The organism is Thermostichus sp. OS-CIW-31, from assembly GCF_054060305.1.
The window spans coordinates 96129-110499 of record NZ_JBSSDA010000002.1 but is presented as its reverse complement, the minus strand read 5'-3'; the positions used below and the strand labels follow the sequence as shown (position 1 = coordinate 110499).

At 59.5% G+C, this 14371-nt stretch carries 12 protein-coding genes and 1 pseudogene; 4 read left to right on the top strand and 9 right to left on the bottom strand.

Annotation, left to right across the window (positions count from 1 at the left end):
• Positions 1 to 553 precede the first annotated feature (553 nt).
• The gene (locus ACVWY9_RS01940; protein WP_457387346.1) at positions 554 to 1045 is read left to right on the top strand and encodes a DUF4168 domain-containing protein; all 492 of its coding nucleotides are present in this window, start codon (positions 554 to 556) and stop codon (positions 1043 to 1045) included.
• Here the strand turns inward: ACVWY9_RS01940 and ACVWY9_RS01935 are convergent.
• Positions 1035 to 1949, bottom strand: a complete 915-nt coding sequence (locus tag ACVWY9_RS01935; RefSeq protein WP_457387345.1) for a sensor histidine kinase — start codon at positions 1947 to 1949, stop codon at positions 1035 to 1037. The genes ACVWY9_RS01940 and ACVWY9_RS01935 overlap by 11 nt on opposite strands.
• 176 nt (positions 1950 to 2125) lie before the next feature.
• Between ACVWY9_RS01935 and ACVWY9_RS01930 the strand changes: the two are divergent.
• Together ACVWY9_RS01930 and ACVWY9_RS01925 are read left to right on the top strand one after the other, a co-directional pair.
• Positions 2126 to 2287: pseudogene (locus ACVWY9_RS01930) on the top strand (RNA-guided endonuclease TnpB family protein); the annotation flags it as partial.
• A gap of 34 nt (positions 2288 to 2321) precedes the next feature.
• The gene (locus tag ACVWY9_RS01925; RefSeq protein WP_457387344.1) at positions 2322 to 3794 is read left to right on the top strand and encodes an NAD(P)/FAD-dependent oxidoreductase; all 1473 of its coding nucleotides are present in this window, start codon (positions 2322 to 2324) and stop codon (positions 3792 to 3794) included.
• Here the strand turns inward: ACVWY9_RS01925 and lpxB are convergent.
• From lpxB to ACVWY9_RS01900, 5 genes are all read right to left on the bottom strand, one after another.
• A complete protein-coding gene (lpxB, locus tag ACVWY9_RS01920) occupies positions 3791 to 4999 on the bottom strand; it encodes a lipid-A-disaccharide synthase (protein WP_457387343.1) in 1209 nt (402 codons plus the stop codon). The two genes, ACVWY9_RS01925 and lpxB, sit on opposite strands and share 4 nt — an antisense overlap.
• Positions 5000 to 5025: 26 nt before the next feature.
• Positions 5026 to 6003 carry an acyl-ACP--UDP-N-acetylglucosamine O-acyltransferase gene (lpxA, locus tag ACVWY9_RS01915; RefSeq protein WP_414382304.1) on the bottom strand — a complete coding sequence of 326 codons (978 nt, stop codon included), beginning with the start codon at positions 6001 to 6003 and terminating at the stop codon, positions 5026 to 5028.
• A gap of 259 nt (positions 6004 to 6262) precedes the next feature.
• The gene (fabZ, locus tag ACVWY9_RS01910) at positions 6263 to 6763 is read right to left on the bottom strand and encodes a 3-hydroxyacyl-ACP dehydratase FabZ (RefSeq protein WP_011434327.1); all 501 of its coding nucleotides are present in this window, start codon (positions 6761 to 6763) and stop codon (positions 6263 to 6265) included.
• Between the two features lie 213 nt (positions 6764 to 6976).
• Complete coding sequence (lpxC, locus tag ACVWY9_RS01905; protein ID WP_011434326.1) at positions 6977 to 7831, bottom strand: UDP-3-O-acyl-N-acetylglucosamine deacetylase; 855 nt, start codon at positions 7829 to 7831, stop codon at positions 6977 to 6979.
• Between the two features lie 14 nt (positions 7832 to 7845).
• Positions 7846 to 8433 carry a hypothetical protein gene (locus ACVWY9_RS01900; protein ID WP_414329482.1) on the bottom strand — a complete coding sequence of 196 codons (588 nt, stop codon included), beginning with the start codon at positions 8431 to 8433 and terminating at the stop codon, positions 7846 to 7848.
• A 67-nt stretch (positions 8434 to 8500) separates the two neighbouring features.
• Here ACVWY9_RS01900 and ACVWY9_RS01895 point away from each other — a divergent pair, with 67 nt between their 5' ends.
• Complete coding sequence (locus tag ACVWY9_RS01895) at positions 8501 to 9331, top strand: RNA methyltransferase (RefSeq protein ID WP_414349957.1); 831 nt, start codon at positions 8501 to 8503, stop codon at positions 9329 to 9331.
• A 140-nt stretch (positions 9332 to 9471) separates the two neighbouring features.
• Here the strand turns inward: ACVWY9_RS01895 and ACVWY9_RS01890 are convergent, their stop codons facing one another.
• From ACVWY9_RS01890 to pstS, 3 genes are all read right to left on the bottom strand, one after another.
• Positions 9472 to 10431, bottom strand: a complete 960-nt coding sequence (locus ACVWY9_RS01890) for a DnaJ C-terminal domain-containing protein (protein ID WP_414382310.1) — start codon at positions 10429 to 10431, stop codon at positions 9472 to 9474.
• A gap of 208 nt (positions 10432 to 10639) precedes the next feature.
• Complete coding sequence (gene dnaK, locus ACVWY9_RS01885) at positions 10640 to 12532, bottom strand: molecular chaperone DnaK (protein WP_414329477.1); 1893 nt, start codon at positions 12530 to 12532, stop codon at positions 10640 to 10642.
• 290 nt (positions 12533 to 12822) lie between these two features.
• A complete protein-coding gene (gene pstS, locus ACVWY9_RS01880; RefSeq protein WP_457387342.1) occupies positions 12823 to 13923 on the bottom strand; it encodes a phosphate ABC transporter substrate-binding protein PstS in 1101 nt (366 codons plus the stop codon).
• Positions 13924 to 14371 lie beyond the last annotated feature (448 nt).

Below are 14371 nucleotides of genomic sequence, written 5' to 3'. Positions count from 1 at the left end.
GTTGACCGTTGACATTGATGGGAATCCAGTGGCTCTGACGCCTACAAAGAAAGTCAGGTGCCGACGTAGGATATCCTCATCAAGTTTGCCCTCAAGTTTAACATTAACAGAAACGATACTCAACAGAACATATACCTAAACTCAGATTTAAGAGGCTCCTCCTTGGGTTGAGGTGCTGAGTCAATTGCAAGTCTGAAGCTGCTTAACTGCCGAGAAAGAAGGGCACTCCAGTGCCAGGCTACCCTCGAACAGTGCACTATAAGTGTATCAGCTAAGTCTACAACCAACTTCTTGTTTCTACAAGAGATCCCCAGCATGTCCACACAGCCCTTTCGCGAGTTCATCCTGGGAGCCCTGGAGTGAGGAGTTCTGGTACCGTAGGGATTGGATGGATCCCGCCTCAGGTGCCGACAAGCTGGGATGAGCTTGATGGGCATTCAGGACTGCGTTGAACCGATTAGACGGAATTCAGGCATCTTGCTAGTCTGGCTTCAGGTTTGGCTGCACCTCAAGGGCTTAGGTCTATCTTGTCTGGGTTTGGGGAGTTTTGGGCATGATGAAATTCGCGTTGCTGATGGGTCTGGGACTCAGCTTGGGATCCCTGCCGGCTTGGGCACAGGGAGCAACCCCGTCGCCTAGCCCTGCTGCCACCGCTTCTCCAACTTCGGGGGAGGCTCCGGCCACAGCAACTCCTAGCCCTCTGGCATCTCCAGCCCTGACCCCAGAGCAAGTCACCGATGCCCAGGTGGAACAGTTGGTGCGGATTCTGTTGGAGTTGGATCCCCTGATCCGGGAAGCGAGCGCCCAACTGCGGGAAACCCAGAACGAGGAGGAGTACGAGCAAATTATGCAGCGCACAGAAACCCAAGCCAGCCGCATTGTCGAGGAGCAAGGGCTGACAGTGCTTCAATACCGCGAATTGATGACCTTGGCGAACGAAAATCCTGTTCTCAACCAGCGGGTTCGGGCCCGCTTGCAAGAAGTTTTGCAGGAAGGGGAAGCTTCCAACTCTCCAAAGCCGGCCACCCCGACGCCTACACCCTAGGCTGAGCTGGCTTGCCTTGGCCAAAGGCAGGGAGAACCCGAGGCAGCCGCAAGGTAAAGCAGGTGTGGTTGGCCTCGCTGTTGAGGTGAATGCTTCCTTGCAACAGGCTTACCCGCTGCCGCACAAGGGCCAACCCCAACCCTGTCCCCCCTTGCCGCCAGGGATCCGCGCTGGGCACCCGATAGAACTTCTCAAATACCCGCTTTTGCTCTTCCAGGGGAATGGTTACGCCGGTGTTGAGGACTTGGATGTCCAGGTGGTCGGAATGGCAGGTGGCCTGAAGGCTGATCAGGTGCCCAGCAGGGGTGAATTTACATGCATTTTTCAGCAATTCCGCCAGCACCGACTTTAGCACTCCCGGCAGGGTAAAAATGGCAGACAGTCCTGGAGGGATCCCAAGGCTGAAGCGCTGATGGCGGCTATGGGCCTCCTGAGCAAAGGGCTCTGCGATCTGGGGCAACCACTCTTTCAGCTCCAACCAGCAGGGCTGCTGTGAACCGTTCGCGTTAGCGGGACGGAGTCCCTTGAGCACCTCTAACTGCTGCAGTTCCAGCAGATCCTCGACCAGTCTGATCTCCCGCTCACATTCGTTGTCCAACACCTTCAAGTACTGAGAGATTTTGGCCGGATCCGGGGATCTGGGAGCGCCCTGGGCAGGCAGCAGGACGGAGCTGAGCAGGTGGATGGCCATTTTCATGTTGGAAAGAGGGGTGCGCAGCTCGTGGGACACCGTGCTAAGGAAGTCATTTTTCAGGCGATCCAGCCGCTGCAATTCCTGTACTTGGCGATCCAGTTGGGCGGTGCGGGCCTGTACCTTTTCTTCCAGGGTGCGGTTCAGCTCCTGAACCTGTTGGAGCAATTCCGCCTGCCGAATGGCGATGGAGAGGTGATCGGCCAGGGCCAAGATCAGATCCTGATTGGTGGCCAGCCAACCGGGACGTGTTGTTTTCAGCTAGAACCCGCAGGAGCCCCGCACTCTATTAGTGGCTAGTGACTAGTGGCTAGTCACTACCCACTCACCGCTATCCAGGGTCAGTGCCGGAAGGAATGCGGCCTTCCTTGATGAAGTACAATCGGCGCATGACCCAAGTCCTGACTGTAGCTTGCAAACTCAAGGTGTCCCAGTCGCAAGCTGCAAAATTGGATGCGACAATAGATGCCTTTGTGCAGGCGTTGAACTGGGTGAATCAGAACACACCACAAAAGACAGCCAACGCCGTCAAACTGCAATCCCTTTGCTATACTACCAGATTGTACCTCAAGGCAGCTATCCAGAGTGCAGTCCACAGTGGTGATCGGGGCGGGGCCAGCTGGATTGAGTGCCGCCTACGAGCTGAACAAGCAGGGCTACCCGGTAACGGTTTTGGAAGCGGATCCGGTGCAGGTAGGGGGGCTATCCCGCACTGTAACCTACCAAGGCTATCGCTTTGATATCGGTGGGCACCGCTTTTTCTCCAAGTCGGCGGAAATTGAGGCCCTGTGGACGGAGATTTTGGGCTCGGAAATGCAGGTTTGCCGTCGGCTTTCCCACATTTTTTACCGAGGTGTTTTCTTTGATTATCCAATTCGACCTACGGATGTTTTTGCCAAACTGGGGCCAGGGTTTACCACCCTCTGTCTGCTCAGTTACCTAAAGGCGCGCCTCTTTCCCAGGCCCAATCCTGTATCTTTTGAAGATTGGGTCATTAACCAATTTGGGGAACGGCTGTATCGCACTTTTTTTAAGACCTACACCGAGAAAGTGTGGGGGATCCCTTGTCACGAGATCAGCGCCGACTGGGCAGCCCAGCGGATCAAGGGTCTGTCGATGGCTTCTTTGATCCGTAAAACCTTTTTCCCCAACCGAGAGGGGGTGATCAAAACCCTGATCGATCGCTTTCGCTATCCTCGCCTAGGGCCAGGCCAGATGTGGGAGCGCGTTCAAACCTTGCTGGCAGAAGCCGGGCAGCCGGTACAACTGGATCGCAAGGTTACGGCAATCCACTGGAACCGGGCCGGAGTTCAAGCTGTACAAGCCCGTTCTCAAGGGGGAGAGACCTTTTGGGTGACCGGCGAGCAGTTCATTTCCACCATGCCGCTGCGCTCTCTGGTGCGGGCTTTGGTACCTGCAGCACCGGAGCCGGTGCGAGAGGCTGCCGAACAACTGCGGTATCGGGATTTTTTGACGGTGGCTTTGCTGGTGGATGAGCCCAACCTATTTCCAGATCACTGGATCTACATTCACGATCCCTCGGTGCGGGTGGGGCGTATCCAAAACTTCAAGAATTGGAGCGCGGACATGGTTCCGGATCCCTCGGTCACCTGCTTGGGTTTGGAGTATTTTTGCTCAGCGACGGATCCCTTTTGGGGACAAACCGATGGGGATTTGATGGCCTTGGCAACGCTGGAATTGCAGCGGTTGGGCCTGCTGGGGAAGGCAAAGGTTTTGGGCGGCACAGTCATTCGCGCCCCGAAAGCCTACCCGGTTTACAATCACGGCTATCAAGCTCACATCCAGACCATTCGAACCTTTTTGGAAGAAGCACTGCCCAATTTGCAGGTGGCAGGCCGCAACGGCATGCACCGCTACAATAACCAGGATCACGCCATGATGACGGGCCTTTTGGCCGCTCGCAACATTGTGGCGGGGGAACGGCGCTACGATGGGTGGCGGGTCAACCAAGATGCTGAGTATCTGGAAGAGGCGGATTCGACAGCGGCCTTGGCGGGAGGACGGGCCGTGCCCCAGGTGCTGGGTCGCCGGAGTTAGCGGCGGAAGGGATCCTGCTTCGATCCAGCTTCGCCATCCAACACCTCTAGGATGGCCTTGGCAGCGCGAGCCAGAACGCCGGGTTCTCCTAGGGCTGCCCGCATCGCGGCGTAGTCGGCTTGCAGTTGGGCTTTGCGTTCGGGCCGAGTTAGCAACTCCAGCGCCAGTTGGGCAATCTTCTCTGGCTGGGCCTGCTCCTGCAGCAACTCCGGCACAATGGGGCGCATCTGCACGAGGTTGGGCGGAGACATGAAGGGCACCGACACCCTCAGCCAATGGCGGGCGATCCAGAAGGTGAGGGGGTTGAGGCGATAGATCACCACCTGGGGGATCCCCAAGATGGCCGTCTCCAAGTTCACCGTGCCCGACTTGGCCAACACCAAATCAGCCGCTGCCAAGGCGAGGTGATGAGCTTTGTGGGGGGAGAAGAAGGGCAGAGCTTGGGGATCCAAAAGGGTGAGGTTGAGCCCAAGGCGGCGGGCAGCCCGCGCAATCGGGGCAGCAAAACGGGGCGAGGCCAGGGGCACCCAAAACTGTGCCTGAGGCAGGTGAGCTTGCAGCAACTGGGCCGCCTTGAGCAGGACAGGCAGAACCGAGCGCAGCTCTTGCCGCCGCGAAGCCGGCACCACCACCACCACCGTAGCCTCGGCAGGGATCCCCAACTGGGCTCTGGCGGCAGCACGGCTGGGCACAGCGGCCAAAATATCCAACAGGGGATGGCCCACATACTGGACATGGGCTCCTGCCGCCGCGTAGTAGCGGGCTTCCTCAGGGAAAATCGCCAACATCAGCCGCATCTGCTGGGCCAGTTGGTAGGTGAGGCGGGCATCCTGCGACCACACCCACTCTTGGGGAGCAATGTAATAGACGGCAGGGATCTGCCGCCGTTGCAGCAGACGGGCAATGCGGCTGTTGACGCCGATGTAGTCCACCAGCACGGCCACATCTGGCGGGTCTTGGGCTAAAAAGCGGCGAATCTTCCACTCCGTCCAGAGGGCGGGGCCGATAAAGGGAAGAGCCTCTAAAATGCCAACGGAGCTGATCTCGGTAGTGCGGTGCAATAAACGGGCCCCGGCAGCAGCCATGCGCTCTCCCCCGACCGCTGTGATGCGCAGCTGAGGGCGCTGGCGCAGCAATTCTTCAATCAGATGGCCGGCCTGCAGATCCCCTGAGACCTCGCCCGTGCAGATGAACAGGTGGCTCACCAGAGCTACACTCCCGACCGCAGTTCTCAATCATCCAGCTCTGAAGTGCTCTGCACCGGCGGATCTTCCCCCCTCCCGCGCAGGGCCGGCAGAGGGCCACGTCGTTGGGGCTGGGAGAGGGAGTCTTCCAAAAATTGCAGCAGATGTTGCAGGGATCCCGTCTCGTCCACCCACTCTTTCCCCTGTAGGGAAAGGACATGGCGCTCTCCCTCCGCACCGCTGTTACAAACGACACACAGGCTGCTGCGCAGTGTTTGCAGCGCTTTTTCCAAAGGCAACCCTGAGCGGTACAAAAATCGGTAGACCTGCCGCAGCAAGGGCAGGGATCCCTCCATCCCTTGGGCTCGCCGCAGCCCCACCAAGTTCAGACCGCGGATGCGAGCCGGATGTCCTTCCACCAACATGTAGGGGGGAACGTCGCGGTCAACCCGGCTCATCGCCCCCACCATGGCCAAGCGCCCGATGCGGGTGAACTGGTGGATCCCGACCATGCCGCCAATGCGGGCTTGAGACTCGATGTGGATATGGCCGGCCAAGGAAACAGCATTGGTAATCACCACCTGATTTTCGATGACGCAGTTGTGGGCGACATGGGTGTAGGCCATCAGCAGGTTGTAATCTCCAATCAGGGTGGCTTCCCCTTCATTGGTAGCCCGGTTGATGGTGACGAACTCGCGGATGCGATTGCCTCTGCCGATTACCACTTGAGAGGGGGCGCCGCTGTACTTCAGATCCTGAGGCTCGGTGCCCACAACTGCTCCCGGAAAAATGTGGTTGCCCTCGCCGATTTCCGTCCAGCCATCGATCACCACATGGGCCCCCACCACCGTATGGGCAGCAATGCGAACATGCTCGCCGATCACCGCATAGGGGCCAACCTGCACCGTTTCGTGCAGCTCAGCTTTCGGATGGATCACCGCAGTGGGATGAATCCGCTCCCGTGAGCGGTGCGGCGCACTTGCAGAGATGTTGGGAGTGGATCCCGCTGAAGCGAACGAACTCATTTCCAACCTAGCCAGCAACTGTGGTTACGCTCCCAACCCCGCGAAGGATCACCAAGGCTTGACTCCGGGGGAGATCAACCTTAGAGCTACGCTCCGCCATCGTGACCAATAGGCTGCCACCCCAACGCAGCAATATGTCTACCGTATCCCGACAGAAAGGCGCAAGCAGTCCCCGAGCCATCTCCCTATGCCAACACTTTATCTCAATTGGTGAGAAGACCCACAGCAGAGCGCCTCTCGGATGGCCGCTGTTTGTCCCTCAATCCACCAGGGAAAACATCAGTTCCCCCTCGGTCACCAGTTGCCCTCCCACCTGAGCGCGGCAGAACATCTTGCCAATGCGCCTCTGGCGAATGGTGAGCAAGTCGGCAGAGAGCAGCAGTTGATCCCCCGGCAGCACCGGGCGGCGAAAGCGAACACCATCGATCCCGGCAAACAGGGCCAAGCGCCCGGCCACGTCCGGCAACTTGGTCAACACGATCCCCCCTATCTGGGCCATGGCCTCGACGATTAGGACGCCGGGCATGATGGGTCGGTTGGGGAAATGCCCTTGAAAAAAAGGCTCGTTGAAGGTGACGTTTTTCAGGCCCACCGCCCGTTGCCCCGGTTGATACTCCACAACCCGATCCACCAGCAAGAAAGGATAGCGATGGGGCAAGATCTCCAAAATCTGCTCCGTTGTGAAGACGGGGGGAGCGGTTGCCAATTGAGCGGCTGCTTCAGCCGAGAGAAGGGGAGGAGGAGAGACATCAGAGGACATGGTGAACCCACAGAGGCAGAGGACAAAACCAAATCCCGGACGGGGAGGACGGCAGGCCAGAACTCAGCCAAAAGAGCACCCAGGGAGCTGCGGAAAGGAGGGGAATGAAGCGGATCCCACCCTGGGGATCCCCTTGAAGACAAGTGCTCCGCACCGCTCTCGCAACTGAGGATGGCAGGGTTGTGGCTGCGCAACCGGATCCCTTGCTCCCCCTCACTCTTCATGGATCAGCAGGGATCCACTCTTGAGCAACTGCTCGGCCAAACGGTGGTGCAGGGCATGGCCCGCCTTGTAGGCCACAATGTGCCCCTGCAGTCGGCAGCCCAGGAGGCTGAGATCTCCTAGTAAATCTATCAGCTTATGGCGCACCGGCTCATCTGGGTAGCGCAATGGCCCCAACCACTCGGTTTGGCTACAGACAATGGCATTTTCCAGGCTGCCCCCCTGGATTAGCCCCCGTTCCCGGGCCAGCTCCACATCCTGCTGGCGGGCGAAGGTGCGGGCCGGCGCAATGGACTGGACAAAATCCGGCCTGTTCTCCCTCCAGCTCAGCCACTGTTCTCCAATCGGGCAATCGGCAAAATCGATGCCATAGGTAAAGCGGGCTGTAGGATGGGGGAGGGCGCTGACAAAGGCTTCCCCCGCCCAGACAGTGACCGGTTCTTGGATCACCCCCAGCAGGGCTGGCTGATCTTGGGCCTGGATCCCGGCCTGGGCAATGGCCTCTACAAAGGGCAGGGCAGAGCCATCCAGAATCGGCAGCTCCGGCCCCTCCACCTCGATGCGGCAGTTGTCAATGCCCAGGATGTAAAGGGCGGCCAGCAGGTGTTCCACCGTCTGCACTTGAACAGAGGGGGATCCCTGCTGCAACAGGGTGCAGAGATGGGCAGGGGCCAGGGATCCCAACCGAGCCGGGATCTCAGGGGATCCCGGTTGATCCACCCGCACAAACACCCGACCGCTGCCGGCAGGAGCTGGATGCAGACTGCAGCCAATTGGCAGGCCGGTGTGCAGGCCAACGCCTTCTAGGGCAATAGAGCTGGCTAAGGTGTGTTGCCGGCCTCTCATCGTGCTCCGCAGCGCTAGTGCAAACGCTCTTGGCCCTGGTCGAAAACGCGGTAATACAGCTCCCGATAGCCCACGCGCAGGTTGCTGCTGGCATCTGCCAACTTGGCTTTGTGGCTGCGGGTGCCGTAGGCGCTGAACACCTCGTAGGTATCTCCCTCAAAGAAAAAGGAAGAGACATCGGACACCTCTTCGCCCCCCAGCAACTGCCAGCGCCCCTGGCGAAACTGCAGCCGGTAGTGGGCTTTATCCAAGCTGCCGGAAGGACGGTCGATAATGGCGTCGATGCTGCCCTCGTAGAACGGCTCGGCACCACCATTGGGGATGGATATGTCCACAGGCCACACGTCCACAGCGATATCTCGGTAGCGGCAGTTGGGCCGATTGCACAGGCGAATCGAGCGCATGACCTCGGCAATGGCTTCCAGCCGCTGCCGCGCCTCGGCCAGAGAAAACCGCTCTGAGTCGCTATCGCGAACGAGCTGGGGCGATACCTGAGCCGGCCCTGCCAGCGATGAAGGGGCAGCCAGCGCCGGGGATCCCCAGCAGCATCCCACCAACACCAGACAAATCAAGCTCAGCCAACAACGGTATGCGGATCCCATGGATGCAATCTATGACAAAATCAAGCTCCTCTTCTCTACTCTAGGCACTCTGGGGGATCCCAACCTGATGCCGATATTACCCCACTCTGGCCCTGAACAACTGGCGCAGGTACGGCTTGTATTGGTGCAGCCGGCTGGGCCGCGCAACCTCGGCGCCATTGCCCGCGTGATGAAAAACATGGGCTTCAGGCAGTGGGTGCTGGTGGATCCCCAATGCGATCCCCTCGATATGGAAGCGATCACCACAGCCGTGCATGGGGCAGACCTGCTCCATCAAGCCCGGAAGGTGCAAACTTTGCCCGAAGCCCTGCAAGGGTGTGTGCAGGTTTTCGGGACAACGGGGCGCAGCCAAACCTACCCACCCGAATGGCAAATTCAGTCCCCCCGCCAAGCCTTTCCCGCTCTGCTGGCCGCCGGCCCTGCCGCCCTCGTGTTTGGCCCCGAAGATCGCGGCTTGAGCAACGAGGAGCTGGCCCTTTGCCATCGCCAGATCCAGATCCCCACCGATGCGACCTATCCCTCTTTAAACTTGGCCCAAGCCGTGGCCATTTGTTGCTATGAGCTGTACACCCTCGTCTGCCAGAGCCCTTCCCCTGCTCCTCCTATGCCCTCGCCTCAAAGGCTTGCCCCCTTCGAGCTGCTGGAGGGATTTTTCGACCACTTAGAAGCGCTGTTGCTGCAAATTGGCTACCTGCACCCCCACACAGCCCGCCGCAAAATGCTCAAGTTTCGCGCCCTGTTCCAGCGAGCCGGCCTGACCGTAGCCGAGGTGGCCTTGTTGCGCGGGATCCTGCGGCAACTGCAATGGAGCCAGGGATGCTCTCGTCAGGAACCTCTGGAAGCAAATGCAGCTCCCGTCCCGCCGACGCAACCAGATTCCAGCAGGACCCCATCTTGACCCCAAGGCTGGGCCTCCAGCCCCGCCCTACCGCTACCGGAAGCAAGCTAGAAGGGCGGCTTCCTGCTTTCAGGCGGCGCGGAGCGCTTGTCAAGAATCTTGAGGCTTTGGCCGTGGGAGAATATCGGAGAATATCAATGCTAGAGCTTAAGGGTGGCGCGGGGATCGTAGGATTGAACCCGCTGCAGCCTTTCGTAAAGTTCTCGCTCTTCTTCGGAGATCTGGGTGGGCAAATGGATCTGCACCACCACGTAAAAATCCCCCCGTTCTCCGTTGCCTTTGGGAAATCCCCTTTCCGCCAGCCGCAACTTTCGCCCCGGCTGCATGCCAGGTGGGATCCGCAGCTTCACCACCCCATCCAAGGTGGGCACCTCCACCTGGGCGCCCAAAACCGCTTCGCTGGGGCTGATGGGCAGATCGCAGTAAACGTCGAATCCCTCTAGGCGATAGAAGGGGTGGTCTTTCAGCTCAATTTTAAGGTACAGATCACCGGCACCGCCGTTGGGGTTGGGGTGGCCTTGGCCGCGCAGGCGAATCCGCTTCCCTGGCGTAATTCCCGGCGGGATGTTTACCTCGAGCACGCGATCCCCGCCCACCCGCAGGCGACGCTTGCCCCCCTCAAAAGCTTCTGGAATGCTGATCTGGATGGTGGCCTCAGCATCGTAACTGGTGTTGCCAGTGGATCCCGAAAATCCGCTGCTGCGGTCTGTGGTTTGGCTGCGCACCCGGCCCAGCAGTTGATCGATGAAGTCTTGAAAATCATCAAATTGGCTGAAATCGACGCCACTCCCCCCAAATCCGCTCCCCCCAAAGTCTTGGCTGAAGGGGCTGCTGCTGTAGGTGTAGGCATCGCGGCTGGAGCGAAACCCGCCCTGCTGATAGTATTGGCCAAATTGGTCGTATTGCCTGCGCTTGCTGGGATCCGAGAGAACTTCGTAGGCTTCGTTAATGTCTTTGAATTTCTCTTCAGCCGCTTTGTCGTTGGGGTTGACATCTGGGTGATACTTGCGGGCTAGGCGCCGATAGGCTTGTTTCACCTCATCGGCAGTGGCCGTTTTGCTGACCCCCAAAATCTTGTAGTAGTCCTTAAAGTTTTGCATGGAGGCGTCCGCAGGCAAATCGCTGAGAGTGGGCAGAAAACCACGAGGCTAGGCGTCCCTGGCAAGGGCTCCTTCCCTCCGACCTACTGAAGAAAATGAGGAGGCGGGCTAGACGCCATCGCCCATCCCGTCCCTCCTCATTATCGGCGCTACAAGTAAGGGCGGGATCCACCCTGGGCCCGCGGCCCACGGAGGGATCCCTGAGCAGTCACTTGCTCTCGGTGAAGTCGGCATCGATCACATCATCGCTGCCGCCGGAGGTTTTCCCTGAGCCGGGAGTGGGGCCAGAGGAGGCCCCCGGCTGTTGATACAGCTCGCTGCTCATGGCGTAGAGAGCCTCTTGCAGCTCCCGCTCTTTGCTCTGGATGGCGCTGTCGTCCTCCCGCTGGATGGCCTCCCGCAGTTCTCGCACCAGAGTCTCGATTTGGCTGCGTTTGCTGGAGGAGATCTTGTCGCCCAACTCCTTCAACTGCCGCTCGGCTTGGTAGGCCAGCGAGTCGGCCTTGTTGCGGCGCTCAATTTTCTCCCGGCGGGCCCGGTCTTCGGCAGCGTATTTTTCTGCCTCAGCAATCATGCGCTCCACCTCTTTGCTATCCAAAGTAGAGGCGCCGGTGATGGAGATGCTCTGCTCTTTGCCGCTGCCTTTGTCTTTGGCCGTCACCTTCAGGATGCCGTTGGCGTCGATGTCGAAGGTGACCTCGATCTGCGGCACACCGCGGGGGGCCGGCGGGATCCCGTCCAGCTTGAAGCGGCCCAGAGATTTGTTGTCGCGGGCCAGCTCCCGCTCCCCTTGCACCACGTGGATTTCCACAGAGGTCTGCCCATCTTCGGCAGTGGAGAAGATCTCCGACTTGCGGGTGGGGATGGTGGTGTTGCGCGGGATGAGCTTGGTGGCCACGCCGCCCAGGGTTTCCACCCCCAAGGACAAGGGGGTGACATCCAGCAGCAGCACGTCTTTGACTTCGCCCGCCAGCACACCCGCTTGGATGGCCGCCCCAACCGCCACCACCTCATCGGGGTTGACACTTTGGTTGGGTTCTTTGCCCAGCAGCTCCCTCACCAGCCGCTGCACTGCCGGAATGCGGGTGGATCCCCCCACCAGCACCACTTCGTTGATGTCGGCCTTGGTGAGCTTGGCATCCCGCAGGGCTTGTTCCACCGGCCCCTTGCAGCGCTCCAGCAGGTCGGCACAGAGGTGTTCAAATTGAGCGCGGGAGAGCTTCAGCTCCAGGTGTTTGGGCCCATCGGCAGTGGCAGTGATGAAGGGCAGGTTGATGGTGGTTTCGGAAACGCTGGACAGCTCGATCTTGGCTTTTTCCGCAGCTTCCGTTAGCCGTTGCAGCGCCTGCCGGTCTTGCCGCAGGTCGATCCCTTCCATTTGCTTAAACTGCTCGGCCATCCAATCGACGATCTTCTTGTCGAAGTCATCGCCGCCCAACTGCGTATCGCCGCTGGTGGATTTCACCTCGAAAACACCATCCCCCACTTCCAAGATGGACACATCGAAAGTGCCACCGCCCAGGTCGAAGACGAGGATGGTCTCGTTGTTGCGCTTGTCCAAGCCGTAGGCCAAAGAGGCTGCTGTCGGCTCGTTGATGATGCGCAGCACTTCCAAACCGGCAATGCGGCCCGCATCTTTGGTGGCCTGCCGCTGCGAGTCATTAAAGTAAGCAGGAACCGTGATCACCGCTTGGGTGACCGGTTGGCCCAGGTAGCGGCTGGCATCATCCGCTAGCTTGCGCAGCACCATGGCCGAAATCTCTTCCGGCGCAAATTCCTTGTTCAGGCGGGGTGCGTACAGTTTGACATTGCCCCGCTCGTCCCGCCGCACCTGGTAGGAGACCCGCTTGGAGTCGGCATTCAGCTCATCGTACCTACGACCGATGAACCGCTTAACCGAGTAAAACGTGTTTTCCGGGTTGAGCACCGCTTGGCGGCGGGCCATTTGGCCCACCAGGCGCTCTCCATCTTTGGTGAAGGCGACCACCGAGGGTGTGGTGCGAGTACCCTCAGCATTGGCGATGACGGTGGGGACACCCCCTTCCATTACGGCGACAACCGAGTTGGTTGTGCCCAGGTCAATTCCTACAACTTTTCCCATCGGCTCCTTATTCTCCTCTTCTTGAGTACATTGCTTCGGTTACCGCCGCCAGCCTGTGTGAAGTAGCTTGGGCAGCCAATCTGTGAAAATCCGGCAGATGCTTGGTCACTTCCTGGGTCGATCCTAACCAGCTGGTTGGCGAGGCCAGGGCGAGAATGCCGCCCATTTCTCGGGGCTGAAGGGCAGACCGGTTACGGATCTCCGTACCTGCAGCAGCCTTGCTTTCGGTGCCGCTTGGGGTATGGCCTGGGTTGGCAGCTATTGGCAACTCTTGGGGGACTGCTGCCAGGCTAGCTCTGGATAAGCTGCAGCGCCTCCAGGCCGCGGGCCACAACGGTTTCAGCCAGGGGAAGGTAACCCATAGTTTTGGCCAGGGATTGCCCTTCGGTGAGGGCCCAGCGGAGCACGGCTTGCAAGGCAGCGGCCATGGCGGGATCCGAGTACCGGCGGTAGGTCAGGATCCAGGTGTAGGTGACGATGGGATACGCTCCAGGGCCAGCGGGATCCGGCACAAAAGCCCGCAGGTTTTCCGGCAGCTCAATTTCGCTCAAGGCCAGGGCCGAGGCTTCCGGGGAGGGGAGAATGAACTCGCCGCGGCGGTTCTCCAGAGCTGCCACCGACAGATCCAGCTCGCAGGCATAGACCGACTCCACGTAGCCGATCACCCCTTCGCTGAGAAGCATTTGGGCGCTCATGCCCTCGTTGCCTTTCACCCCAATGCCCACCGGCCACTCCAGCGACATGCCAGCACCGACTTCCGAGGCCCAAGCCGGATCGATGGCCGCCAGGTGGCGGGTAAAGGTATCGGTGGTGCCGCTGCCATCGGAGCGGTAGCAGACGGTGATGGGCAGATCGGGAATGGTTAGCTCCGGGTTCAGGGCCAGGATCTCCGGATCCCGCCACTGGTCGATTTGGCCGCGAAAGATCTTCACCAAAACGGGTCGAGACAGCTTGAGTCCAGAAGGGATCCCCGGCAGGTTGTAGCCTACGGCAATGCTGCCTGCGGTCATCGGGATCATGACCACACCCCGCTTCACCTCGGCGATCTCGGCGTCGGTCATGGCCACGTCGCTGGCGGCAAAGTCCACCGTTTGGTCGATAAATTGCCGGATCCCGGCGGCGCTGCCCACCGGTTGGAAGTTGATCTCCACCTTGGGATCCACCTGGCGGTAATCGGAAAACCAGCGCAAGTAAAGAGGAGCCGGAAAGGTGGCCCCGGCTCCGTTGATCAGCAAAACTTTGTCGGAGGACTGGCTGCCGGAGGCAGGAACGGGATCCCTGCCGCTGGGTTGGTCAGAACGGGATCCCCTTTGGCAGGCGCTCAAGGTAGCGCCGGTGGCCAATAAAGAAAGCAACACTTCTCGGCGACGGAAGCGGGGCAGTTGAGCCATGGTTCAGGTTCTCCGAGGTCACCGCCCCGATCCTTGTCTTGCCCACGGGGCCCTGTCAAGGGTTGCCGGCGAGAGCTCTTGGGATCCCGTGCGTGGCCCACTTTCCCCAGGTGGCTGTCTTTTCCCTCTGCGCCATCCCCGTATTCCTCGCTACGCTTCCCAGCAAAAGTCGGGATCCGACCCAAGCTCAGAAAGGAGAGACGGAAAACGGAGAATTCAAGAGGAAAATCAAGAAAAACAGCGCAAACAAGAGATTGAGCGAGCTGAGTTCTGCGGCAGTTGCACAGAGATCCTCAAGCCAAAGCCTTGTCTGGCAAGGCTTAGCGGTTTTTGGGCCTGAGTCCCCCCGCACCAGAAAAATCTTGACATATTCTGGAATAAGGCAATATATTGTGGATTCTGTGCAGAAATCCTGCGCTGTTCACATCTCGGTATCTGGGGGACTACT